Annotated in this window: 24 protein-coding genes and 1 pseudogene; 19 read left to right on the top strand and 6 right to left on the bottom strand. The window is 58.7% G+C overall.

Annotation, left to right across the window (positions count from 1 at the left end):
• Window positions 1–2 precede the first annotated feature (2 nt).
• A complete protein-coding gene (locus SYN9616_RS0106515) occupies window positions 3–4484 on the bottom strand; it encodes a translocation/assembly module TamB domain-containing protein (RefSeq protein ID WP_156918705.1) in 4482 nt (1493 codons plus the stop codon).
• Window positions 4485–4517: 33 nt separating this feature from the next.
• Between SYN9616_RS0106515 and SYN9616_RS0106520 the strand changes: the two genes are divergently transcribed.
• From SYN9616_RS0106520 to SYN9616_RS15370, 12 genes are all read left to right on the top strand, one after another.
• The gene (locus SYN9616_RS0106520; RefSeq protein WP_028952379.1) at window positions 4518–4970 is read left to right on the top strand and encodes a DUF2518 family protein; all 453 of its coding nucleotides are present in this window, start codon (window positions 4518–4520) and stop codon (window positions 4968–4970) included.
• Entirely contained in the window at window positions 4967–5347 is a 381-nt protein-coding gene (locus SYN9616_RS0106525; RefSeq protein ID WP_028952380.1) for a DUF4332 domain-containing protein, read from the top strand. The genes SYN9616_RS0106520 and SYN9616_RS0106525 overlap by 4 nt, the downstream gene beginning before the upstream one ends.
• Before the next feature lie 62 nt (window positions 5348–5409).
• Window positions 5410–5679, top strand: a complete 270-nt coding sequence (locus SYN9616_RS0106530) for a hypothetical protein (protein ID WP_369791925.1) — start codon at window positions 5410–5412, stop codon at window positions 5677–5679.
• Window positions 5669–7246, top strand: a complete 1578-nt coding sequence (locus SYN9616_RS0106535) for a CocE/NonD family hydrolase (protein WP_028952382.1) — start codon at window positions 5669–5671, stop codon at window positions 7244–7246. Before SYN9616_RS0106530 ends, SYN9616_RS0106535 begins: the two co-directional genes overlap by 11 nt.
• A 15-nt stretch (window positions 7247–7261) precedes the next feature.
• Window positions 7262–7984 (top strand): DUF3887 domain-containing protein, encoded by a 723-nt coding sequence (locus SYN9616_RS0106540; RefSeq protein WP_051410970.1) that lies wholly within the window; start codon window positions 7262–7264, stop codon window positions 7982–7984.
• A 61-nt stretch (window positions 7985–8045) separates the two neighbouring features.
• Window positions 8046–10352 carry a 1,4-alpha-glucan branching protein GlgB gene (gene glgB, locus SYN9616_RS0106545; RefSeq protein WP_028952384.1) on the top strand — a complete coding sequence of 769 codons (2307 nt, stop codon included), beginning with the start codon at window positions 8046–8048 and terminating at the stop codon, window positions 10350–10352.
• A gap of 49 nt (window positions 10353–10401) precedes the next feature.
• Window positions 10402–11460: a uroporphyrinogen decarboxylase gene (gene hemE, locus SYN9616_RS0106550; protein ID WP_028952385.1), complete on the top strand. Its 1059-nt coding sequence runs from the start codon at window positions 10402–10404 to the stop codon at window positions 11458–11460.
• Window positions 11457–12476, top strand: coding sequence for an NAD(P)-dependent oxidoreductase (locus tag SYN9616_RS0106555; protein WP_028952386.1), 1020 nt, complete (start codon window positions 11457–11459; stop codon window positions 12474–12476). The genes hemE and SYN9616_RS0106555 overlap by 4 nt, the downstream gene beginning before the upstream one ends.
• A 6-nt stretch (window positions 12477–12482) precedes the next feature.
• Window positions 12483–12842 carry a plastocyanin gene (petE, locus tag SYN9616_RS0106560; RefSeq protein ID WP_028952387.1) on the top strand — a complete coding sequence of 120 codons (360 nt, stop codon included), beginning with the start codon at window positions 12483–12485 and terminating at the stop codon, window positions 12840–12842.
• Window positions 12843–12970: 128 nt separating this feature from the next.
• Complete coding sequence (locus SYN9616_RS0106565; protein WP_028952388.1) at window positions 12971–13324, top strand: c-type cytochrome; 354 nt, start codon at window positions 12971–12973, stop codon at window positions 13322–13324.
• Window positions 13321–13548 (top strand): Nif11-like leader peptide family natural product precursor, encoded by a 228-nt coding sequence (locus tag SYN9616_RS17665; protein WP_028952389.1) that lies wholly within the window; start codon window positions 13321–13323, stop codon window positions 13546–13548. Before SYN9616_RS0106565 ends, SYN9616_RS17665 begins: the two co-directional genes overlap by 4 nt.
• An 81-nt stretch (window positions 13549–13629) precedes the next feature.
• The gene (locus SYN9616_RS15370; RefSeq protein WP_051411094.1) at window positions 13630–13833 is read left to right on the top strand and encodes a hypothetical protein; all 204 of its coding nucleotides are present in this window, start codon (window positions 13630–13632) and stop codon (window positions 13831–13833) included.
• Window positions 13834–13835: 2 nt separating this feature from the next.
• Here the strand turns inward: SYN9616_RS15370 and SYN9616_RS0106580 are convergent, their stop codons facing one another.
• Window positions 13836–14039, bottom strand: coding sequence for a hypothetical protein (locus SYN9616_RS0106580; protein WP_037990769.1), 204 nt, complete (start codon window positions 14037–14039; stop codon window positions 13836–13838).
• 151 nt (window positions 14040–14190) lie between these two features.
• On the opposite strand from SYN9616_RS0106580, the gene clpB reads away from it, so the two are divergent.
• Entirely contained in the window at window positions 14191–16863 is a 2673-nt protein-coding gene (gene clpB / locus SYN9616_RS15375) for an ATP-dependent chaperone ClpB (protein ID WP_051410971.1), read from the top strand.
• On the opposite strand, the gene SYN9616_RS16430 is transcribed toward clpB, so the two are convergent.
• Window positions 16824–17303 (bottom strand): 6-carboxytetrahydropterin synthase, encoded by a 480-nt coding sequence (locus tag SYN9616_RS16430; protein WP_028952391.1) that lies wholly within the window; start codon window positions 17301–17303, stop codon window positions 16824–16826. The genes clpB and SYN9616_RS16430 overlap by 40 nt on opposite strands.
• Before the next feature lie 61 nt (window positions 17304–17364).
• On the opposite strand from SYN9616_RS16430, the gene hisIE reads away from it, so the two are divergent.
• Window positions 17365–18033: a bifunctional phosphoribosyl-AMP cyclohydrolase/phosphoribosyl-ATP diphosphatase HisIE gene (hisIE, locus tag SYN9616_RS0106595; protein WP_028952392.1), complete on the top strand. Its 669-nt coding sequence runs from the start codon at window positions 17365–17367 to the stop codon at window positions 18031–18033.
• Window positions 18034–18039: 6 nt separating this feature from the next.
• Here hisIE and SYN9616_RS0106600 read toward each other — a convergent pair whose 3' ends face one another.
• Both SYN9616_RS0106600 and SYN9616_RS0106605 read right to left on the bottom strand, forming a co-directional pair.
• Window positions 18040–18696 carry a hypothetical protein gene (locus tag SYN9616_RS0106600; protein ID WP_028952393.1) on the bottom strand — a complete coding sequence of 219 codons (657 nt, stop codon included), beginning with the start codon at window positions 18694–18696 and terminating at the stop codon, window positions 18040–18042.
• A complete protein-coding gene (locus SYN9616_RS0106605; protein WP_028952394.1) occupies window positions 18696–19187 on the bottom strand; it encodes a DUF2214 family protein in 492 nt (163 codons plus the stop codon). Before SYN9616_RS0106605 ends, SYN9616_RS0106600 begins: the two co-directional genes overlap by 1 nt.
• A 180-nt stretch (window positions 19188–19367) precedes the next feature.
• Here SYN9616_RS0106605 and SYN9616_RS0106610 point away from each other — a divergent pair, with 180 nt between their 5' ends.
• The 5 genes from SYN9616_RS0106610 to SYN9616_RS0106630 all read left to right on the top strand — a co-directional run bounded on the left by SYN9616_RS0106610 (window position 19368) and on the right by SYN9616_RS0106630 (window position 21929).
• Window positions 19368–20294 (top strand): sigma-70 family RNA polymerase sigma factor, encoded by a 927-nt coding sequence (locus tag SYN9616_RS0106610; protein WP_028952395.1) that lies wholly within the window; start codon window positions 19368–19370, stop codon window positions 20292–20294.
• 68 nt (window positions 20295–20362) lie between these two features.
• Window positions 20363–20761 carry a YkvA family protein gene (locus SYN9616_RS0106615; RefSeq protein WP_028952396.1) on the top strand — a complete coding sequence of 133 codons (399 nt, stop codon included), beginning with the start codon at window positions 20363–20365 and terminating at the stop codon, window positions 20759–20761.
• Window positions 20762–20766: 5 nt separating this feature from the next.
• Window positions 20767–21090, top strand: coding sequence for a hypothetical protein (locus tag SYN9616_RS0106620; protein WP_028952397.1), 324 nt, complete (start codon window positions 20767–20769; stop codon window positions 21088–21090).
• 54 nt (window positions 21091–21144) lie between these two features.
• Window positions 21145–21378, top strand: coding sequence for a hypothetical protein (locus SYN9616_RS0106625; RefSeq protein ID WP_232200669.1), 234 nt, complete (start codon window positions 21145–21147; stop codon window positions 21376–21378).
• A gap of 8 nt (window positions 21379–21386) precedes the next feature.
• Window positions 21387–21929, top strand: a complete 543-nt coding sequence (locus SYN9616_RS0106630; RefSeq protein ID WP_037990772.1) for a phosphate-starvation-inducible PsiE family protein — start codon at window positions 21387–21389, stop codon at window positions 21927–21929.
• On the opposite strand, the pseudogene SYN9616_RS16435 reads toward SYN9616_RS0106630, so the two are convergent.
• Window positions 21892–22344: pseudogene (locus SYN9616_RS16435) on the bottom strand (Nif11 domain/cupin domain-containing protein); the annotation flags it as partial. The gene SYN9616_RS0106630 and the pseudogene SYN9616_RS16435 sit on opposite strands and share 38 nt — an antisense overlap.
• Window positions 22345–22379: the final 35 nt, after the last annotated feature.

Raw genomic sequence — 22379 nt, forward strand, 5'->3', positions numbered from 1 at the left:
GCTCAGAAGCGGAAGAAGAGCCGCAGCTGGGTCTGCCAAGTCCCGTCGGTATCGATCGAACCAGACAGCGTCGTGTTGGGATTCACCTGGTAGGTCACTGAGGCCTGAGGTGGAACATCACCATTGTCCGGCGCTGCCAGGACAGAGAAATCGAAGCGGTCGCTGACGTCGAGACCAGCTTCCGTGACGATGGTGAAGGTGGGCGGCACACGGCCGGATTTGCGCTCCTCTTCCGATTTCACCGACGGGGTGACATAAGTGGGATAGAGAGCGATGTGCAGGCGTTCCCCCATCACATCGGAAAGGGTCCCCAGAACCGGAGACAGAAGCGTTTGACCCAGGACCGTGGCAAGGGCAGCACCTGCACTGCCTCCGGCTAGTCCCTCCAGAGAGTTGCCACCGATCAGCGACAGCAACTGCGACTGGGACATCGGAGGGGAACTGCGCAGCTCCAGGTTCTCCATCAGACGGTTGGCTGGGCCTGAGGCCTGCACCGTCACCTTCACCAGACGCAGCTGTCCGCCGGCCAATCCAAGACTGCCCTGACCGTTGGTTTCGAAGATGTTGGAGGTGGTGCCTGTGGCTGCATTCGCCTGCACCGAATCGGACACCCGCGACTTCATGGCGATGTCGACGTAGGGCACAAGGCCAAGCGAGGGTGTGAAGACAGCCACGTTGGGAGCGCTTGGATCCAGACGGAACGTGGTGGAGAACAGGCTGATCCGCCCGCGATTGAGACGGATCAAACCTCGGGCCTGAAGCGACTCGTCCAGGGGACCGTTCAGAAGCAGTTGCCCACCACCGCGGAAGTTCACAAACGGCGGCATCCGAACCGCGAGATCCGGCCCCAGATTCAGGCGCAAGTTCCGGAACTGCACAGCGGGGAGATCCGGCATCAACGCCTTGAGTTCCTGGGACGGCTTCGACGTGGTCCCTGGCCCGAACAGCACCAAGGGCTCTTTGAAATCCCAGTTCTCCTCGATCAATGAGTCCAGAGTGACCGGTTTGAAAGAAGACCTGGCGAGAGGGGTTCTGATCAAAGAGCCTGGGCCGGCATCGGATCGCGATCCATTGATCGTGCCGCGCACCCGCGTCAGCAGACTTTGACGGGGGCGGATCACACCATGGTTGAGAGCCACATCTCCACTGAGCACCGGTGCCCGCAGAGACCCATCAACTGTGACGCTGCCGGCTGCCGTCACCTCGACAATCGATTGACGGATGCGTCCGTTGACCAGCTCAATCGACAGTGGCTTGTCTTCCTGGCGTGGCTCCAGCAAACCGATGGCGCCGGAACCCTTGAGGCTGCCTCCGGCCGCCAGCTCAGCCTCAAGTTTCTGAACATCAAGTCGGTTGAAGTCGAAGAGAATCGAAGCATTGAGCTTGCGGATCTCCTGGTCAGCGACCACGAAATCACCATCACGCATGACGAGGAAGCCGTTGGCTTTGGGGTCCTCAAGAGTTCCCCGCAGGATCAGGCGTAGATCAGTGCCGCCGCGTTTGACCTCAACCTTGTCCCCAGCCAAGGGGGTCAGAAGACTGAGGGCGTCCCCATGGCTTTCAATCTCCAGATCAAGGGATTCACTGCTGCCGAGTGGCACGGTGCCGAGGATCGTGATCGGTTCCTTCGAGTTCTTGCCCCTGAGGGCCAGATCCATGCTGATGCCATCGGGTCCAAAGCTCAGAGTGCGGCGATCGAGGATCAGTGGCGTGCCGCCCAGCGAGGCATCGTCAAAGGCCAGGGCCGATTCGATTGAGGGGCCCTCAGCATTGAAGCGATAACGCCCCGTGAGACCGATGGCGCCTTTCAGGGCTGTCGGAACGGGGGCGAACAACGCCATCAGGGAGAACGGCAGGTGCAGCAGCGTGAAATCGCCTTCTCCTCCACTGACAGGGCCGCGCAGAACAGCGACAACTGGCTCCATCTGAAGGGCCCGATCCTGGTCCTCGTCATTCAGCCAGAGATGGCCTTGCGCCTGCAGATCCAGCTCGAGCGCTGATGGACGCGGACCGTTGAGGGTCATCACCGCATCGATCCGGCCCTGCAGGTCCTGCGGATCAAAACCCTTCTGAGGATTTTTTTCTACATAGGCCAGCAGGGCCTGCTTCGATACAGCCAAAGCCTTGAGCTGGCCGTCAATGCTTCCGCCGAAGGTATCAATCACAAAGCTGCCGAGATCCTGAGCGCTGCCGGGATCCATGCCTTCAGGGAAATCCGGTCCCCGCAGCTGACGCGCCAGATCAATCAGCCAGGAGGCACTCAATCCAGAGACTTCGGCACGACTGCGCAGTGCTCCCTCAAGGACACCGTCCGCTGAAACGCGCACCTCGCCTTCCGCTGGCTTCAGCGTCCCTTCCAGCCGGAAGCGACCATCCGCGAGCCGACCCTCAAGCGCGAGGCTGTCGAGGGGAATGCCCATGGTAGCTGGCTCATCGATGCTGGCGGCACCGCTGAACACCAGTGGCGCGAAAGCCAGACGCCCCTCACCACTCAGATCACCGGAGACACCCTCAAAACGCTGCTGTGGGGGAAGGGCCAGCTGTAGTCCGTTGAGGACGAAGCGATCCGCCTTCCAGCTGTAGTCGCGGTTGCTGCCAACCAGCGTGAGCCCCCCCTCACCACGCTGGAGGTTGACCTGGGTCGGCCAGAAGTCAGCTGCGAGCTCAGCCTGCAGCGTTCCACCGACCTGGCCAGGGGCCCTGGACGCCAGCTCAAGCCTCGCGCCCTGGCCGATCACGCCTCGAACATGGCCTCGCCAGGTTTCGGGAATCTGAAGTGCTCCCACCCTGGGTTCCCGCAACATCAGTGCCAGATCAGGCCGCAGCGTTTGTAGGGGTCCGCTCACGCTGCCACGAGCCGAGAGGGTGCCCGCCATCGGGATCTGCAACAGGGGCGTCAGCCGCCTGAGATCGATTTCGCGAAGGTTCAAGCCGGCCTGCAGTTCACCGAGCTCAACACCATTGGGTTCAAGGGTCAGTGGCAGCCGCCCCTCAGCCTGAAGGGCCTGGCTGTCGAACCGTTCCAGAACGGCAAGGCCACTGGCTTTGGACCAGTTGGCATTGAGATCCCAGCGATCCAGAAAGGGGTTGGACGTTTGTGAAAGCTGCAGTTCAAGCTCAGGTTCAGCCAACGTGCCACCGGCGAGGAGTGAGCCCCTGACGGGACCAGTCGTGCCGAGGGCCTGGGTCAGGGCTGGAAGCGATCGCCAGATCAAGGGCTCGGCACTGAGCTCCGTGCTCCGCAGACGCAGCGCAGGAAACGCCTCTCCTTGCATCGACAGACGCAGGCCGGGGGCCTTCAGCTGCAGGGAATCAACACGGGCAAGCGGTTGCTGGCTGTCAGTCCAGGGAGTCGTCAGCTGGCCATTGACGGTGACCGGCCCATCCACCGGACTGTTCTCAGGCAGCTGAACCTTGCCCGCAACACGCCAGCGTGGTTCGCCCCAGGGACCATCCATCTGCAGATCCAGCCGATCGTTTCGCCTGGAGTTCCTGAGATCGAATTTGAGGTCGAAGGAGCGATTCAGCGCAACAGACCCTGAAGCCTTGGCAGACCAGTCGCCATAACGCAGCTGACCGCCCTTCAACGTCAGGGTCTCGTCCTGGCAGGACAGGCTGAGTCGTTTCGAGCGCAACGGTTCAGAGCCCTTGTCGCGACTGACTTGAATGTCTTGAAACTGAACACCGCCGCGACAGCCCAGTCGTCCCTGCTGGAGCTGCAATCGCAGATCACCATCAAGACGCCCCTGCACCTCGGCGGTTGTCGGCAGAGACAGAAGACCGGCCAGACGATTGAGTTTCAGGTCCTTCAGGCCGGTCCGCAGGATCAATTGCGGTTGATCCCAGCGCCCGCGGGCCTGGAGCGCGACGGCCCCTCCCTGATCAAGCCACTGCAAACGCGCTGAAGAACTGAACCAGCTGTCGGCCAGCTCAACTGCGCCACGACCCGAGAGACGAAAGCTCTCACCCACAGGAGAGAGGCTGACCTGCGCGGGCTGAATGAAGCGAACGTTCAGCCGGATCCGCGGCAGGGTCCTGGGTGCCATCGCGGACCCTGGTGTCCAGTAACGCCCCTGGTCATCACGACGCAGCTGAACGCGGAAACCACTGACATCAAGCGCAAACACCGGCTGCCAGCGCCGCAAACTGGCCAGGGGATCCAGGCGGACGACCAACTGATCCAGAGAACCAGTCGATCGATCCTTAATCGTTGGCAGAATTTTGGAGGAACCGATGGCCAGTCCCCATGGACGAAGGCCCTCGTAAGCACCGATCTGGACTGGATGGCCGAGGGGGCGGGACAGAGAACGCTCCAGATCCGGTCGCAACCGGTTCACAAAATCCGACGCAGCCCGATCTACGGCCAGGACGCCAATCGAAAGGCCACCCACCAGTAGAGCGCTGCCGGTGAGGACGATTCCAGCTCGAGGAATCCGCCGCGTTTCTCCCATGAACCGCGACGTTGTCCCCCGAAGTGCGCGCAATATAAGGAGATCCCCTCATCAGGACCAGCGTCCATGTCCTTCGATCAGCTGCTGCTCACCACGGCTCCCTGGCTGGCATGGGCTGGTGTGGGATTGAGTGTTTTAACCGTGATCGGGTTTCTGGCTGGCTGGGGACTTCGCTTCCGTTTGGTGGGTGTCAGCAGCTTCACCTTTCTCCTGGCGATCAGCTGCTGGGCTTTCGCACTCAGCTACAGCCCGCCGGTGGTGGTGGAGGGCGCTGTCCGGGCCCCGATCGTCTTTGACAACGGCGACGATCTGGTGGTGGCGCAAGCACCAGATGGACTGAATCAGGACGATGTGGCGCCGACCCTTAAGCAGCTTGCCGCCAACCTGCGCGGAGCTGGACGCAGCAGCAGCGTGGTTCAGATTCGACTGCGTGCACTCGAAACCGCTGGGGATGGCAGCACCCGACCCGTGGTTCTCGGAGAAACGCTGCGCGACTTTCGCTCAGCGCCGATTCGATGAAAGATCTCCCACAAACATTTCGTTATGAGCAAAACGATCTGGCGGCAGCTGGTATTGACAGCTGGCCGGATCTTCGTGATCTCAGTGATGCAACCCTGAGCCGCCTGGTGAGAACCGGCCGCTCCTCGGCTCGAAATCTGCATCGTCTTCGCGGCATGGCTGTTCTGGTTTGCGATCTTGAGCTCGCACCGCAGGATGCCGCGCTGCTGATGCATGCCGGCATTGCCAGTGCCTCAGCTCTGGCCGCATGCACTCCGGAACGACTGGTGCGTCAGACCGGTCGTCTCGAGCGCAGCCTTGGCAGCGGCCGGCGCGCAGTCGTCGATCTAACGATCGCTCAGCATTGGATTCGTCGAGCCAGGCAACTGACGAACTGACCTATCTCAGCTTCCAATCATCAAGAGGTCTAGGTAGTTGTTAGATATACGAATGTTGGTGAGTGCTGAAGCTGCTGACAATTGTCTCAGTGGGTCTGTTGGCCGCAGGCCCCGTTATCGGTGCTGAATCGAAGTTGCTGGAAACCGTCAAACGCAATCCTGCAGAAGCACAAGCTCTCTGCAAGAAGTTCAAAAAAATGAACTCATCCGGGAAATCCGCTTATTCCAAGAAGTCCACAAAACGTCTAGCAACCAGTCGCAATCTCACCATGATCGACGCCGAAGTGTTTGTGACCTACGTGGTGGGCATGTATTGCCCGGATGTCCGCTGAACCGATCCAGTCATGTCTCACCCTGAAGGATGGGACCGACCTGATCGCTGACTTATGGACCCCTGAAGGTTCAGGACCCTGGCCGGCACTGCTGATGCGTCAACCCTATGGGCGACGCATCGCTTCGACAGTCACGTTGGCGCATCCCACCTGGTGGGCTGCCAAGGGATATCTGGTGGTGGTGCAGGACGTGCGCGGGCAGGGGGACTCCGGCGGCTGCTTCAAAGGATTCGCCCAGGAAGCCGCCGACACCGAACACATTCATGGCTGGGTGCGGGGGTTGCCGCAATGCAATGGTCGACTCGGTTGTTACGGCTTCTCCTACCAGGGGCTGACCCAGTTGCTTGCATCGGAGACGGCCCCGGCGCCCGACTGTCTGGCTCCGGCCATGACCGGACTGGACGAGCGACTTCACTGGAGCTGCGAAGGCGGCGCTCACTGGTGGCATCTGGGCGTGGGCTGGGGGTTACAACTGGCCGCCCTGCAGGCGAGGCGCCGCGGCGATCAACAAGCCTGGGATGCGATCCGGCGCAGCCTCGAAGACGGAAGTTATCTGCGCGATGGCCGAACCCTGCTCCAACTTCACGATCCGGAAGGAATGGCCCTGCGATGGCTCGATCAGGACCCGTCCTGTGATGAGGACTGGGTCGTGCATCGTCCGCCAGACCATTGGTTGCGGCAGCCAATGCTGCTGCTGGGCGGATGGTGGGACCCCCATTTGCTGGGGATCCTGGATCTGTGGCGACGGAGCATCGCGGTTGGCGGCACACCCCAGATCCACATCGGTCCCGCCAGCCATCTGGAGTGGTGGAGCGGAGCTCAGACCCTGCTGCTGGAGTTCTTCGACACGCACCTCAAAGGCAGTCAAACCAGCAAAGCGACTCCAGCGATGCAGCTCTGGAATCTCACATCGCAGACCTGGCAACGGCCCGAACCCAGCAGCCGTATCAGCTGGCAGCTCTGCGGTGATGCGCTGACCTGCCTTGATCAAGAGCATGGACGGCTGGACCAGAACACCACTGGGTCTGGAGAGGTCACCATCGTTCACGATCCCTGGCGGCCGACACCGTCCATTGGCGGCCATCTCAGCCCAAGTGCAGGGGCGGCTGACCGTCGTGGCGTCGATGGACGTTCCGATGTGGCCACCTTCAGCTCATCCCCATGTCTGCAACCACTGACCCTTCAGGGACACCCCCAAATCTCCCTGGAGGTCCATGCCGATCAACCCGGATTCGATTTATGCATGGCTCTCTCCAGACTTCCCGCAGGCTCCGATGCCGTTGAGCAACTCAGCACTGGCGTGCTGCGACAACGCGGACCTGCAGCTCTGAAACCCCAGATCAGACGGGTCACGATGCAGCCTCTGCTGGCCGAGTTGAGCGAAGGAGACCGACTGCGCGTGTCGATCGCCGGTGCAGCCTGGCCGGCGATCGGGGTCAATTCCGGGCACCCCGACATCCCCTGCGATGCACCTTCAGCCAGCCATCGCGTCATCGCCATGACACTGCGACTTGCCGGCTCACAACTGACCCTCAACCCATTGGACTCCGGCAGACTGCAGCCCTAATTCATCAATCAAGACGTGAAGCTGTCCGCCGCTCTGCTGGCCCTGTCTCTGGCGGCTCCCGTCAGCCCAGGACTTCTTTCGATCGCTCCTGTGGCTGCTCAGGAATCGGAAGCCACCAGCCTCACCCCTGCCCAGGCAGAGACCGCGACGAAACTGCTGCTCAGCGCCATCGAAAATAATGATGCTGCCGCTGTCCACAACAAGCTTGCCGACAGCATCAAAAACAGCGTCAGCGTCGAAGCGGTCCAAAAGCGCCTCGATTCAGATCTGGCCATCAGCTCAAGCCGCGTGCTGAAGGTGGGATCTGGCTACAGCGACACCACCGTTGATGCCCTGATCACAACCGCAGAGGGTGACCTTCCAGTCCTGCTCATCCTCGATGAAGAGGGCAAGCTGCTGGCCTGGAAGATTGGCGGCAAGGACATCCCAATTGAAGCCACAGCCCAACGCTTCACCGAAGAGCTTGCGGCTGGACGCTGGGTTCAGGCACGCAGCCGTCTCCAGATCGACTTTCAGAAAGAGCTGGCTCCGGGAGACCTGGAGCGCAAGTGGACCAAGCTGACCAAACTTTCCGGTGGCTTCCGTAACGTGAAAGATGCTGTGGTCGCCAGCCAGGGAGGGGAGCAGCAACTGGTGTTGGTCTGCGTTGAATTCGGCAAAGCCACCACCAATCTGTTCGTGATTTTCGACGACCAGGGCCGCATCATCAACGTCGACATCTCCCGCGATTTCGTCTGACCCTCACACCTCGAGGCCTCGGGAATTCGGCTTAAGCTCCCGTCCACTTCAACGATGTTTCATGGGTGGCGCGGCAGTCCTCGACTGGATGGTTCAGGACGGCGAACGACTGGCGGAATGCCGTCATGACCACCCTTTCTCGGTCCTCGGCCCCCAGCCGCTGGAGGGCGGCTGGGTCATCCGGATCTGGATGCCCGAAGCCGACTCGGCGACCCTGCTTCTCGATGGCCGGGAACAGGCCATGGACTGTCCCCACCACCCCTGGATCTTCGAAACGGCGGTGCCGCACGATCCCGGAAGCAACTACCGCGTCCGCGTTCATCGGGGCGGCACCACCCACGACCAGCACGACCCCTGGGCCTTCCGGGACGACTGGATGGGCGAGATGGATCGCCATCTTTTCGCCGAAGGGAACCATCACCACATCTGGCAGCGGATGGGTGCCCATCTGACCGAGCGTCATGGTGTTGCCGGCGTGATGTTCTGCGTTTGGGCTCCCCACGCCCTGAGTGTGTCGGTCCTCGCTGATCTCAATTCTTGGGATGGACGCCATCACCCCATGCAGCAACGGCTTGGTGGCATCTGGGAGCTGTTCGTTCCCGCGATGCCTGAGGGCTCGCTCTACAAGTACGAAATCCGTTCCCCCGAAGGGCATTGCTACCAGAAAGCAGACCCCTACGGCTTCCAGCACGAAGTACGCCCGGCCAACAGCTCTGTGGTCTCCCATCTGGACGGCTTCCAGTGGTCAGACGGGGAGTGGATGCAGCAGAGGGACAGCAGCAATCCCCTGGATCAGCCGATCTCCGTGTATGAGATGCACCTGGGCAGCTGGATCCACGAATCAGCGGATGCCCCCTGGATCCAGCCTGATGGAACGCCGCGGGCGCCGGTGCCAGCGGCTGACATGAAACCCGGCGCGCGGTTGCTCACCTACGCCGAACTCGCCGACCGCCTGATTCCCTACGTGAAGCAAAGGGGCTTCACCCATATCGAACTGATGCCGATCACCGAGCATCCCTTCGATGGCTCCTGGGGTTACCAGGTCACCGGTTGGTATGCCCCGACCAGCCGTTATGGAACTCCGGATGAATTCCGTGCCTTCGTGGACCGCTGTCATGCCGAAGGCATCGGCGTGATCATCGACTGGGTTCCCGGCCACTTCCCTAAAGACAGCCACGGCCTGGCCTTTTTTGATGGGACCCACCTTTACGAACACGGGGATCCCCGCATCGGCGAGCACAAGGAGTGGGGGACGCTGATCTTCAACTACAGCCGCAATGAGGTGCGCAACTTTCTGGTTGCCAACCTGGTGTTCTGGCTGGAGCAGTTCCATATCGATGGCATTCGCGTAGACGCCGTGGCCTCGATGCTTTACCGCGACTACCTGCGACCGGACGGTGAATGGCTGGCCAATGAACACGGCGGCCGCGAGAACACCGAAGCGGTGCGATTCCTGCAGCAGGCCAACCACGTGATGTTCCAGCACTTCCCCGGTGCTCTCTCCATCGCCGAGGAGTCCACCACCTGGCCCATGGTGACCCAGCCCACGGACATGGGCGGACTTGGGTTCAATCTGAAATGGAACATGGGCTGGATGCACGACATGCTCGATTACTTCGAGATTGATCCGTGGTTCCGGCAATTTCACCAGAACAACATCACATTCTCAATCTGGTATACCTACACCGAGAATTTCATGTTGGCGCTCAGCCACGATGAAGTGGTGCATGGAAAGAGTCATCTTCTTCACAAGATGCCTGGAGATGACTGGCAGAAATATGCGAATACTCGAGCCCTGCTGGCATACATGTGGACCCATCCCGGCAAAAAGACCATCTTCATGGGGATGGAATTTGGGCAACGCGCCGAGTGGAATGTTTGGGGCGATTTGCAGTGGGATCTTCTCAATTACGAGCCCCACATGGGTATTCAACGACTCGTCGATGATCTGAATGTTCTTTACAAAGCAGAACCAGCTCTCTGGAGAGATGATTTTGATCAATATGGCTTCCAATGGATCGACTGCAATGACAATCGCCATTCCGTCATCAGTTTCATGCGCCGTGAAACAACTAGTGGCACCTGGCTTGTGGTGGTTGCAAACTTCACACCTTCAAGCCATTCCCACTACCGGGTAGGGGTTCCTCTTGCCGGTTTCTACGAAGAAATCTTCAATACCGATGCCGCCCGCTACGGAGGAAGCAATCTCGGAAACATGGGTGGCAAACGCAGCGAGGAATGGGGCATTCACGACTACGAAAATTCACTCGAGCTGTGCCTGCCTCCTCTCAGCTTGCTGGTGTTTAAACACGACCCCAAACGCAGCCTCCTGCCGGAAGACTCAGTTGCCGCAAGCAACACGATGTGAAGTTCATCCATGAGCTCAGGTAGGTTGCCGGCTTGATCCCGTGTTCTAGATGAGCGATTCACTGCCCCTGCTGCTGCGAGCCGCGCGCGGTGAATCAGTGGAGCGACCACCCGTCTGGATGATGCGGCAGGCAGGCCGCTACATGAAGGTGTATCGAGATCTTCGGGAGCGTCATCCAAGTTTTCGGGAGAGATCCGAAAATCCCGATCTGTCCTACGAGATTTCGATGCAGCCGTTCGAGGCTTTTCAGCCGGATGGTGTGATCCTGTTCTCCGACATCCTGACGCCACTGCCGGGGATGGGCATCGACTTCGACATCGTTGAGAGCAAGGGACCGCTGATCAACGACCCAATCCGTTCCCTCGCCCAGGTGGAAGCGCTGCAACCGCTGAATCCCACCGAGTCGATGCCCTTCGTGGGAGACGTGCTGGGTCGACTTCGCGAGAGCGTTGGCAACCAGGCTGCTGTGCTGGGTTTCGTGGGCGCACCCTGGACGCTTGCTGCCTACGTGGTGGAAGGGAAGAGCAGCAAGAATTACGCCGTGATCAAAGCAATGGCTTTCCAGGAGCCCGAACTCCTGCATCGCCTGCTGAGCCATTTCGCCGAATCGATTGCCAGCTACCTGCGCTACCAGATCGATTCCGGTGCCCAGGTGGTTCAGATGTTCGATTCCTGGGCCGGTCAGCTCAGCCCGGCCGACTACGACACCTTCGCCGCCCCGTATCAACGCCGCGTCGTTGAACTGGTGAAGCAGACCCACCCGGACACCCCCTTCATCCTCTACATCTCCGGCAGCGCCGGCGTGATCGAACGGATGGCTCAGACAGGTGTGGACATCATTTCCCTGGACTGGACCGTCGACATGGCTGAAGCCTGCGCGCGCCTTCCCCAACACATCGGAGTCCAGGGGAACGTTGATCCCGGTCTGCTGTTCGGAACGCCAGAGGCAATCAGGGACCGGATCGACGACACCGTTCGCAAGGCACGCGGCCGTCGCCACATCCTCAACCTTGGCCATGGAATCCTGCCGGGAACCCCTGAAGCCAACGGACACGCCTTCTTTGAGGCTGGTAAATCCGTGATGGATCGCGTCGGGGCTGCCGCTTGAGCCGAATCCTGATCACCGGCGCCAGCGGCTGCGTCGGCCAGTACATCACCAGCTGGCTCTTGCAGAACTCAGATGCTGAGCTTCTGCTCTGGTTGAGGGATCCCGACAAACTGACAGCGGTTTCAGCAGACCATCCACGCATCCGGCTCCTTGTGGGAGATCTGCGCGACACCGATCGGTTCGCGGCCGATCTGGCGACGGTTGAGCGGGTGATTCACACCGCCACAGCCTGGGGAGATCCCGAACGGGCAGAGCAGGTGAATGTTGTGGCTGTCAAACGAATGCTGGAACTCCTCAACCCCGTGGTTGTCGAACAGATCATCTATTTCTCAACCGCCAGCATCCTGGATCGGCATCTCCAGCCGCTTCCTGAAGCCCTTGCCTACGGCACCGAATACATCCAAACCAAAGCTCGTTGCCTACAGGATCTCGAGCAGCACGCTTTGGCCGCGCGGATCATCGCTGTTTTTCCAACCCTCGTCTTCGGCGGACGACTGGATGGCTCCAGTCCATTCCCAACGAGCTACCTCACACAGGGACTCGGAGAAGCCAGCCGATGGCTCTGGCTCGCCCGCTGGCTGAGGGCGGATGCCAGCTTTCACTTCATCCACGCCGAGGACATTGCCCGCATCTGCGGCCAGTTCGCCACAACTCCCCATGCAGCGAACCAGGAACCAGGGCAGGGGCCCTTGCGTCGGATCGTGATGGGGCAGCCGGCCCTATCTGTCAACGATGCCGTTGCCAAGCTCTGCCGTTGGCGACATGTGTGGCGCACACCGGGAATCCCCTTGATTCCATGGTTGATTGAAACCCTGATCCGAGTTCTGCCAATCGATGTGACTGCCTGGGATCGATTCAGCATCCGTCAGCGCCACTTTGTACACGAGCCCGCAAGCACTCCGGAGCGATTTGGAGGCAGCAGCCATGCCCCCGATCTTGAGACAGTTCTTGGCGATTCCGGGCTTCCAAGACGCAAAGGTCTTGGAAGCAGGCGTAATATCCCGGTATTGACCTGATTCCTTATGGGCAACATCTTCCGCACCCTGGCCGCAGCCTGCTGCGCCTTCCTAATGCTGATTGGCCTCAATGTCGGCTCTGCTCAGGCGTCTACCGTTGAAGTGAAGCTTGGAACCGATGCGGGGATGCTTGCCTTTGAGCCATCCACCGTCACCATTAAGGCCGGCGACACCATCAAGTTTGTCAACAACAAGCTGGCACCGCACAACGCTGTGTTCGAAGGTCACGATGAATACAGCCACTCGGACCTTGCCTTCGCTCCTGGAGAGTCCTGGGAAGCAACCTTCGCCAGCGCCGGAACATTCGACTATTACTGCGAACCGCATCGCGGAGCCGGCATGGTGGGCAAAGTGATCGTCGAGTGATCATCTGCTTTTCACGGTTCTGACAGAGCCATTCATCTCGAGCCCCTACCTGTTTGTGTCATTCACAGGTAGGGGTTCTTACGTTTGACGGATGCTCTGGATACCTTTGAACCAGTGACAAAGATTGCATGAGCCGGATCACCGGTTTGCTTGCGCTGGTTTTTGCTTTGGTGCTTCCGCTGATGTCGGCACCCCCAGGTTTGGCCATCGATTTGAGCAACGATCGAGGTGAGCAGATTTTCAGCAGCAATTGTGCGGCTTGCCATATGGGTGGCGGCAATGTGATTCGTGCCAGTCGCACCCTCAAGATCCGCGATCTGAATGCCCACCTCGAGGAATATCAGCAGGATCCCCTGGAAGCCATCGAGCACCAAATCGAGGACGGCAAAAATGCAATGCCCTCCTACGCAGGGAAGTTGAGCGAAGCCGAGATCATCGCCGTAGCGACGTTTGTCGAACAACAGGCGGAACTTGGCTGGTGAGTCGAAACGCCCTCCAACGACTGGTCAATGCCTGTGAACGAAGTCCATCACTTCGTCAGTCCCTCAAGGCCTGCAGCAGCTCTGAAGAGTGGATTGAGGTGGCCAGGAACCACGGATTCCTGATCACTGCAAAAGACCTGGAGTCTGACGACAAGGAATCACAACTCAGCCACTGGTTTGAACAGAGCCGAATCAGTCAGCCATTCCGATCCACGCATCGATAGGGCTGAACAAACTTGAAACAAGCCAGAACCGTCAAGCCGCCGCAACAAAGCTTTACATTGGTCTTTGCTGTCGCTTTTGCAATGAGCATCGAGAAGCTTTGCCGCGAGCAACGCAACAGTGCTGATCGTCTGTTTATGGATTTCAAATACACCGCTCCAGGATCTGATGAACAGATCCAATCCCTGAACACGTTCCATTCCCTCGTCAGCCTTTGGGCCTGTTACCTGTCGCAGACCACTGAGCAAACCCATCTGATCGACAAGGAACCCTCTCTCCTGAGCTGAGATCAGGGAGTTCCGGACGACTTCGCCCCTTTCAGGACAGCGAGATACAGCTGTTCATCGATCTCGCGGATGTCGTATTCCGTGGGTTTCACGCCGTGGTGATGCTCATGCACCACCATCCAGCAGCATCGCTCCAACTCTCCACCTGCCTCACTGGACAGCTGTCGGGCCTGGGAAATCAATGCGCTAACCACATCTGCATTCATCAAGTCGACATTGCATCCATGTTCGGGGAACTCTAAAAAGATGATCCGGTTCCCCGGCCAGGGTCGAAAGGGCCCTACCGATGCCATCGGCAAGCCGCCCCTGATCAGCCGGAATGCCCCATACGGTTGTTGCATTCCACAGATCGCCTGAATGCAACCCACGGCGGAACAGTTCACTGAAAAAGCCTGGGCCGCGGTCGTCGCTGCCCAGCAACTCGCGAAAACCTCTCGTCACCAGCAGCTGGAAACGGAACATCTGCTGCTGGCGCTTGTTCAAGACAACGGCCTCGCAGGTCGCGTGCTTTCCAAAGCCGGCGTTGAGCTGAGCAACTTCGAAACGTCGTTGCGCAGTTACATCCAACGGCAGCCGAGCATGACGTCACCGCCTGAATCGGTGTTTCTTGGACGAGCCCTGAACGCATCCCTGGATCGAGCCGAACAACAACGCAACAGCTTTGGCGACAGCTACATCTCCATCGAACATCTGCTGCTGGCTCTCAGCGAGGATGATCGCTGCGGCCGGCAGCTGCTTAGCCAGGTTGGCCTGAACAGCGAGACGCTCAAGGAGGCGATCAAGGCGGTGCGCGGCAATCAAACGGTGACCGATCAGAACCCTGAGGGCACCTATGAGTCGCTCGAGAAATACGGCAGAGACCTGACGGCTTCGGCACGTGAGGGCAAACTCGACCCGGTGATCGGACGCGACGAGGAAATCCGTCGCACCATTCAGATCCTCAGCCGGCGCACCAAGAACAACCCTGTTCTCATTGGGGAACCCGGCGTTGGCAAAACGGCCATCGTTGAGGGTCTGGCCCAGCGCATCGTGAACGGCGATGTGCCATCGGCTCTACAGAATCGACAGCTCATTGCTCTCGACATGGGAGCCCTGATCGCAGGAGCGAAATACCGGGGTGAATTTGAGGAACGGCTGAAAGCCGTGCTTAAGGAAGTCACGGCTTCTGAAGGACAGATCGTGCTGTTCATCGATGAAATCCACACCGTGGTCGGCGCCGGAGCAACAGGGGGCGCCATGGATGCCAGCAATCTGCTGAAGCCGATGCTGGCGCGAGGGGAACTGCGCTGCATCGGTGCGACAACCTTGGACGAACATCGTCAGCACATTGAAAAAGATCCCGCTTTCGAGCGTCGTTTTCAACAGGTGCTTGTGGATCAACCCACGGTTGAGGACACGATATCCATCCTGCGCGGGCTGAAAGAACGCTACGAAGTTCATCACGGCGTGAGAATCGCCGACAGTGCCCTTGTGGCAGCTGCTGTACTCAGCAGCCGCTACATCGCCGATCGTTTTCTGCCAGACAAGGCCATCGACCTTGTGGATGAATCAGCTGCCCGATTGAAAATGGAAATCACCTCCAAACCGGAGGAGATCGATGAAATCGATCGCAAGATCCTGCAGCTGGAAATGGAGAAATTGTCTCTCGGCCGCGAGTCCGATAGTGCCAGCCAGGAACGGCTTCAACGGCTGGAGCGTGAGCTTGCTGAACTCAGCGAACAGCAGAGCACACTCAATGCCCAGTGGCAGCAGGAGAAGGGGGCGATTGATGATGTTTCTTCTCTGAAAGAGGAGATTGAACGCGTCCAACTGCAGGTGGATCAGGCCAAACGCAGTTACGACCTCAACAAAGCAGCCGAACTCGAATACGGAACCCTCGCCGGTTTGCAGAAGAAGCTGCATGTACAGGAAGTGCTGCTGTCGGAAAGCGATGGTGGTGACAAGACGTTGCTGCGCGAGGAGGTCAGCGAGGACGACATTGCCGAGGTGATCGCCAAATGGACGGGCATCCCTGTCTCCAGGCTGGTGCAGAGCGAGATGGACAAGCTGCTTGCCCTCGAGGACGATCTGCATCAACGGGTGATCGGTCAGCACCAGGCCGTCACTGCCGTGGCCGATGCCATCCAACGCTCCCGGGCCGGACTCAGTGATCCGAACCGACCGATTGCCAGCTTTCTCTTCCTCGGCCCCACCGGAGTTGGCAAAACAGAGCTCTCAAAAGCCCTGGCCAACCGTCTCTTTGACAGTGACGACGCGATGGTGCGCATCGACATGTCGGAATACATGGAAAAGCACAGCGTCAGTCGGTTAATTGGAGCACCTCCGGGCTACGTGGGCTACGAAGCGGGCGGACAACTCACTGAAGCCGTGCGGCGGCGGCCCTATGCGGTAATCCTCTTCGACGAAGTGGAGAAGGCACACCCGGATGTTTTCAATGTGATGCTGCAGATCCTCGATGACGGGCGCGTCACCGACGGGCAGGGACGCACGGTGGACTTCACCAATACGGTGCTCATTCTCACCAGCAACATCGGCAGTCAGTCGATCCTTGAGCTGTCGGGAGATCCTGAACATCACGAGGAAATCAGCCAGCGAGTGAACGAGGCACTGAGGAACCATTTCCGCCCTGAGTTTCTGAATCGCCTGGATGATCAGATCATTTTCAGAAGTCTCTCCAAGGAGGAACTGCGCAAGATCGTCAACTTGCAGATCGACCGATTGAGGCAAAGACTTGCAGACCGCAAACTCGATCTACTGCTGAGCGATGACGCCTGCGACTGGCTCGCCAATGCAGGGTATGACCCTGTCTATGGAGCCCGACCCCTGAAAAGAGCGATTCAGCGTGAACTGGAGACTCCGATCGCAAAAGCCATTCTGGCTGGTCGCTACAGCGATGGACACGTTGTTGAAGTAGGCCTCGAATCGGATCAACTGAAACTGAACAACCCAATGGCACTTGCGTCATCAAAAGACCCGGTCGCAAGCCGCAGTCATGACGTGACGCTTTCAAACCATTCCGGTAAGGAATGAAAACAACCGGTGTTGCGGGTGTTCTCCCTCGCCTCCACACTCCAGCAGCAGGTTCTTCCTGCATCACGTTGATGCAGGAGCTGATTCGCCCATGTCCAAACCAGCTCCGCGCTGGTCTCCATCCCCACGTTGGACATCACGCGGAGATCAAGAGCACCAAGCTCATGCAGTCGCTCCCATTCCTGCATCAACGGATCATCTGCATTCACAAGGAACGTGTGATCGAACTGCTCTTGCAGTTGTTGTTCAAGTGGCCTCAGGCTGGAGAAATCAACAACAAAGCCACAAGGATCGAGCTCAGTGGCAGCGAAATGGAGCAAGAAGCTACGGCTATAGCCGTGCACGAAGCGGCAATGACCGCTGTGTCGCCATTGACGATGGCAACAGGGGTAGCCCTCGAATAATTTGCTGCAGGTATGCGGAGACGGCAGTGAAAGCACGAGGCAGGTGCGGAGTAAGGCTGCGGGAGGATCGAGACAATGGCTCTGCGCAGGAGGCCTGATGCACCCCCTCAGCCCCGCTTTTATGGACCAACTCCGTTTTACAGAAGCGGGGTTGATTCCTGCTGTGGCGCAGGATTGGCTCGATGGCGCCGTCCTGATGGTGGCCTGGATGAATCGCGAATCGATTGAGAAAACACTGCAGAGCGGTGAAGTGCATTACTGGAGCCGCTCGAGAGCCGAGCTCTGGCACAAGGGAGCAACCAGCGGACACACCCAGATCCTTCGTGGAATCCGCTACGACTGCGACGCGGATGTTCTGCTCCTCAACATCGAGCAGACAGGCGATGTTGCTTGCCACACTGGAGCCCGCAGCTGTTTTTACGAAGACGACGACAATCCCACAGGGGGCGGGGTTGATGCACTGCCACCTCCGGCAGATGCCTGCACTGAGTTGTACCGCGTGATCTGGGAACGAAAAAACAAACCGGAACAGGGCAGCTACACCAACAAACTGCTGCAGGGAGGCGACAACAGCATCCTCAAGAAAATCGGTGAAGAAGGAGCCGAATTCGTGATGGCTTGCAAGGACGACAACGCCAAGGAGATCGCCGGTGAAGCAGCCGACTTGATCTTTCACATGCAAGTCGCACTCGCTCACCACGGCGTCCCGTGGAGAGACGTTCAAGCAGTACTGGCTGCTAGGCGAGGTGCCCCCCGTCGTCACTGATCAGGCTTACTGATCGGGCTCACTGATCGGGCCGAATCGATTGCTCAAACTGCGCACCCACTGAAGTGTTGTTTGATCGCGTGTGCTGGGTTGCAGCACCGGCTTGGCTCCCTGATGCACTGCCAGGGAATCGAGCGGATCATCGCTGTGCCCCCACAATCCCAGGGCATGACCAAGCTCATGCAATGCCGTTGCTTCGAGGACTTCGGCCCTCAGCTCCGGAGACACCAAAACATCGACAAAGGGCTCACGATGCTGAATCCCTGCACGTGTAAGCAGAACCAGTTGCAGCGTGCTGCGCCCATTGCTGGCTCTCCAGCGACCATTCAACCGTCGTCGTGAGGGGCGTTGACGGTGAATTCGAATCTGGGCGCGGTTGCTGTCGGTCACCCGCGTGATGGGAACAAGGGCACTCCAGCGCTGGAGCGCTGACTCCACCCCAAGGCGCCAGCGGCGACTCCAACGATCCGCAGGTGCAGGTTCTGGATCGATCCAGACACACCAATGCTTTAACGACGGAAATCCAAAGTTGGTGGTGGCGAGACGTTGCCCGTATCCCAGTGCAGGAACCGCATCTGATCCAGACACCGAAGGAAGCTGGCGCTGGAGGTTGTCTTCGAGCGGTCGGATCTCAGCGGCCGGGGGGCAGGGATCTGCCTGCATCAGGCTGCAGGAAGGCCGACACCACGAGCCATCAGCGTCGCAAGCATCGGAATCGAAGCGAATCCCAGCAGTTCGATGTTGATGATCCAGCCCAACCGCGTGGCAAGGGCCTGGCTGACCTTGGGCAGTTCACCCTTGCGCAGCGGAATGGCCCAAAGGATGTAGGTGATCGTGGGGTAAAGGGACAGACCTCCCACTGAGAGGTAGAGACCGACCTTCCACCAGAACAAGGGGTTCTGCGTGTAGAAGTCGGATCCTTGGCCGAAATGGATCACCCTCAGGATGCCGCTGACCAATAACGCCAGAGCAGCAATGCCATAAACGATGTCGGTGATCACCATGGCTGTGGCCTCACCGCGATTCGGATCGGCTTTGATCAGGCGACGCTCAAGGACCAGTGCGCCGAAGCACACCATGAAGCTCAAGTAGTGCACGTATGCGACGCCAGCGCTTTTAGCGATGTCCGTCGTGAAAGCAACCGCCAGATGCATAGCAGCGGATTACGAAACGACATGGACCCTAGCGGCAAGACATCCAACACCTCTGAAGATTGTCTTCAACAGAGAGAAGAAACTGTTTAATCATGCATTAAAAATGAATTCCGCAGTCTTTATTACACCCGCAGAATGAAAACACTTTGGTTCTAGGTTCAATTCATTGCTGAATTTCTGATGGTGAGCTCTCTGAGTGCATTTCTAGGTGAAATTGGCCGCCACCAGCTGCTTACCCCAGAGCAAGAACTCATGATGGGACGAAAGGTTCAGGCGATGGTAGCGATCACTGAGCGTTGCCACCTTGCCGGGGGAAGTGGACCGTCCTGTGAATACAACGATGAAGAAAAAGTAGTGATTCGCCGTGGCGAGCGCGCCAAGAATCAAATGATCACCTCGAATCTTCGTCTCGTTGTCAATCTTGCCAAGCGATATCAAGGCAAAGGTTTAGATCTGCTCGATCTCATTCAGGAAGGAACCCTGGGGCTCACCCGTGCCGTCGAGAAATATGACCCCACCCGAGGCCATCGCTTTTCCACCTACGCCTACTGGTGGATCAGACAAGGACTCAACCGCGCTCTTTCGACCCAGAGCCGCACTATTCGGATTCCGGTCAATGTCAACGAAAAACTCACCAAACTGCGCGCCGCAAAAGCACGTTTAATGCAGCGCCATGGACTGAGTCCATCCACCGAGCAACTCTCCGAATACATGGAGATCTCAATGTCCGAGGTGGAGGATCTGCTGGCCTGCGAGCTTCGCAGCGTCACCGTGAGCCTGCAGGGAGTCGTTAAATCAAAATCGGATCCTTCCGAACTCGTGGATGTTCTCCCCAGTGATGAAATGCCCCCGATGGAACGGGCAGAGATTGCCGAACGCACAGCATCGGTATGGACGCTGCTGAACAAGGCCAACCTCACTCCCAAGGAGCGCACGGTGGTGACCTTGCGTTTCGGACTCGATGGCACCCACGAATGGCGCACCCTCGCCGAGGTTGCTCGCCACATGAATTGTTCGAGGGAATATTGCCGCCAGGTGGTTCAGCGAGCCCTTCGCAAACTGCGCAAAACAGGCATCCAGAGCGGACTGGTGGAAACCACCCATTGATCGTTCGGGCAGCCCTCTGGTCAGGTCGACCGGCTCAGGCGAAAGTGTTTTGAGTGCGAATCAATGCCATGAACAATCGTTCGGCAAGACAAGATTCTGCAAAAGCATCCCGAGCTGCACAATCCACCGTTGAAGCTGAGCTCATCGACAGCCAGGTGGTGGATGAAAATCTGTTGAAACGCCTGCTGCGCCGTGCTGGGCGAAGCATCGCCGCTCCCGCCCTTGAAGCCTTGGAAATGATGCTGGATGCCTCGACCCCTGCACCGGCTCGACTCACGATGATGGCAGCGCTGAGTTACCTGTTAATGCCCGCAGACCTGATCCCCGACGTTTTGCCGGTCGCCGGTTTCAGTGACGACCTGGTGGCCCTGACAGCCATGATGGGGATCTGGAATCAGCACATCACGCCTGACATACGCGAAAAAGCTCGGCGCAGACTGGATCGCTGGTTCCCTTACGGCCGCTGACGATCATGCCGAACACCACGTGGTCTCCCGAGTTCGAACAGGAACTGACGTCTTTGCTCAAAGACTGGCTGAAGCAACAGGGCAGAACCCAGGCCGACTTAAGACGAAGTCTGCGGGCCGTTTCAACCAGGATGCCGGCCTTGCTTGAGGTGCTGGAACGGGAATTCCACCTGAACGGGCTTGCTGGTTTGGTGGGACGGCTGTGCAAGGTGGAACATGAGTGGCAGGGAGAAGACGTGGCTCATGAGGGCGCTTCAACCGGATCAGCAGATCCGTTCAGTCAGCTGGACCTTCTTCTGCAGGAAATTCGCGACGACATTCCCAGCTGAGCTGATCAACGGCAAAGTGGTGGTCTCCAAGAAGAGAACACGCTCGTGCCCAGATTGTTTTCCTCACTGGTTCTGATCCTGGGCCTTCCGGTCCTGACAGCCGGCGACGGTTTGGCACAAACGGAGGGTTGGTTGCTTGGTCCCAGCAGTGCTGTCGGCAAGCAGAGCGAGATCGTGCCGACCAACTGCATCACGGCGACAGACGGATCGATCACCTGCGACACCAAGGTGGTTAACCCAGCCTGGGATACCCCGGCACGGCCGTACTACAACCCGTTCAAGGACTGATTTTCTACGTGAATCAACGTCAGCGCCGAACTGGCTTTCTGTCACTGGTGGACGCCGGAGAACGGTTCGTCGCCAGGATTCTCACGATGATCACCGGGGTGGTGATTGCCGCTGCCCTGATTCAGCTGATTCTCCTGCTTGGCAACAAGCTTCTTTTAGGCACGGGAGCGAATTGGCTGGGAGATGACCTGATCAAGGTGCTGGGAGATCTCCTGACTGTGCTGATCGCCCTCGAGGTGCTGCAAAACATCACCAGCTATCTGCGCCGCCATGTTGTGCAGATCGAGCTGGTTCTCGTCACCGCACTCACCGCCGTTGCACGCAAGGTGATCGTTCTGCCCTCCGGAGCGGAAGACAAACCCCAGCTTCTTTTCGGTCTGGGGATTGCAACACTGTCACTGGCAGCCGCCTACTGGCTGGTCAGACGGGCGATCCCTCAGACACGGAATCACGCCAATGCAAAGCGAGCCAGAGAGTTCCCGGATCAGGATCCGTTCTCTCCACACGATGAAGTCGATGCGGCGGAAGATGGAGATGGTCGCCAACGCTGAGGTCAACAATCCGGTCGGGTCCCGTGCATCGGATCCGGGCGCTCCCTCTGAGCACCATCACCCACTCATGGTCATCCTGATCAAGCCATGATCCCTTTGGAGACTGAAAGCGATTGGAACGAATCAGCTTGAGGGTCCAGCTGCTTCCCTGCTGAATCTGTAGTTCGAACTCCTTACCTTCATCTGGCAGCGGCTGATTGAACAAATTGCTAGGACTCAGCTCAGACTCTGCTGGCTGCTCGCCCCAGCGTCGACCGATGTCATACCCCCAGGCTTTGGAGAGCATCACCACTTCGTTGTGGCTGGCGCAGCAAGCCAGCTGTTCGCGGCGATCAGGATGTCCGTCGAGGCTCTGCACGAGGTCTTGAAGTTGCGCGACCTTCTCGAGAAACCGGATCAGATCCTCTTCTGGCATTGGGGACAACCGGTCTTGCAAAGGCGTGATCCTGA

The sequence above is a fragment of the Synechococcus sp. CC9616 genome, assembly GCF_000515235.1.
Lineage (GTDB): Bacteria > Cyanobacteriota > Cyanobacteriia > PCC-6307 > Cyanobiaceae > Parasynechococcus.

Coding starts and splice junctions, on each gene's coding strand:
- petE (WP_028952387.1), top strand. CDS start 12,483: ATGGGCAACATCTTCCGCACCCTGGCCGCAGCCTGCTGCGCCTTCCTA.
- glgB (WP_028952384.1), top strand. CDS start 8,046: ATGGGTGGCGCGGCAGTCCTCGACTGGATGGTTCAGGACGGCGAACGA.
- SYN9616_RS0106615 (WP_028952396.1), top strand. CDS start 20,363: ATGAACAATCGTTCGGCAAGACAAGATTCTGCAAAAGCATCCCGAGCT.
- SYN9616_RS0106525 (WP_028952380.1), top strand. CDS start 4,967: ATGAAAGATCTCCCACAAACATTTCGTTATGAGCAAAACGATCTGGCG.
- SYN9616_RS0106580 (WP_037990769.1), bottom strand. CDS start 14,039: ATGAATGCAGATGTGGTTAGCGCATTGATTTCCCAGGCCCGACAGCTG.
- SYN9616_RS0106600 (WP_028952393.1), bottom strand. CDS start 18,696: ATGCAGGCAGATCCCTGCCCCCCGGCCGCTGAGATCCGACCGCTCGAA.
- SYN9616_RS0106520 (WP_028952379.1), top strand. CDS start 4,518: ATGTCCTTCGATCAGCTGCTGCTCACCACGGCTCCCTGGCTGGCATGG.
- hisIE (WP_028952392.1), top strand. CDS start 17,365: ATGCACCCCCTCAGCCCCGCTTTTATGGACCAACTCCGTTTTACAGAA.
- SYN9616_RS0106605 (WP_028952394.1), bottom strand. CDS start 19,187: ATGCATCTGGCGGTTGCTTTCACGACGGACATCGCTAAAAGCGCTGGC.
- clpB (WP_051410971.1), top strand. CDS start 14,191: ATGCAACCCACGGCGGAACAGTTCACTGAAAAAGCCTGGGCCGCGGTC.
- SYN9616_RS0106620 (WP_028952397.1), top strand. CDS start 20,767: ATGCCGAACACCACGTGGTCTCCCGAGTTCGAACAGGAACTGACGTCT.
- SYN9616_RS0106610 (WP_028952395.1), top strand. CDS start 19,368: ATGGTGAGCTCTCTGAGTGCATTTCTAGGTGAAATTGGCCGCCACCAG.
- SYN9616_RS15370 (WP_051411094.1), top strand. CDS start 13,630: ATGAGCATCGAGAAGCTTTGCCGCGAGCAACGCAACAGTGCTGATCGT.
- hemE (WP_028952385.1), top strand. CDS start 10,402: ATGAGCGATTCACTGCCCCTGCTGCTGCGAGCCGCGCGCGGTGAATCA.
- SYN9616_RS0106535 (WP_028952382.1), top strand. CDS start 5,669: ATGTCCGCTGAACCGATCCAGTCATGTCTCACCCTGAAGGATGGGACC.
- SYN9616_RS0106565 (WP_028952388.1), top strand. CDS start 12,971: ATGAGCCGGATCACCGGTTTGCTTGCGCTGGTTTTTGCTTTGGTGCTT.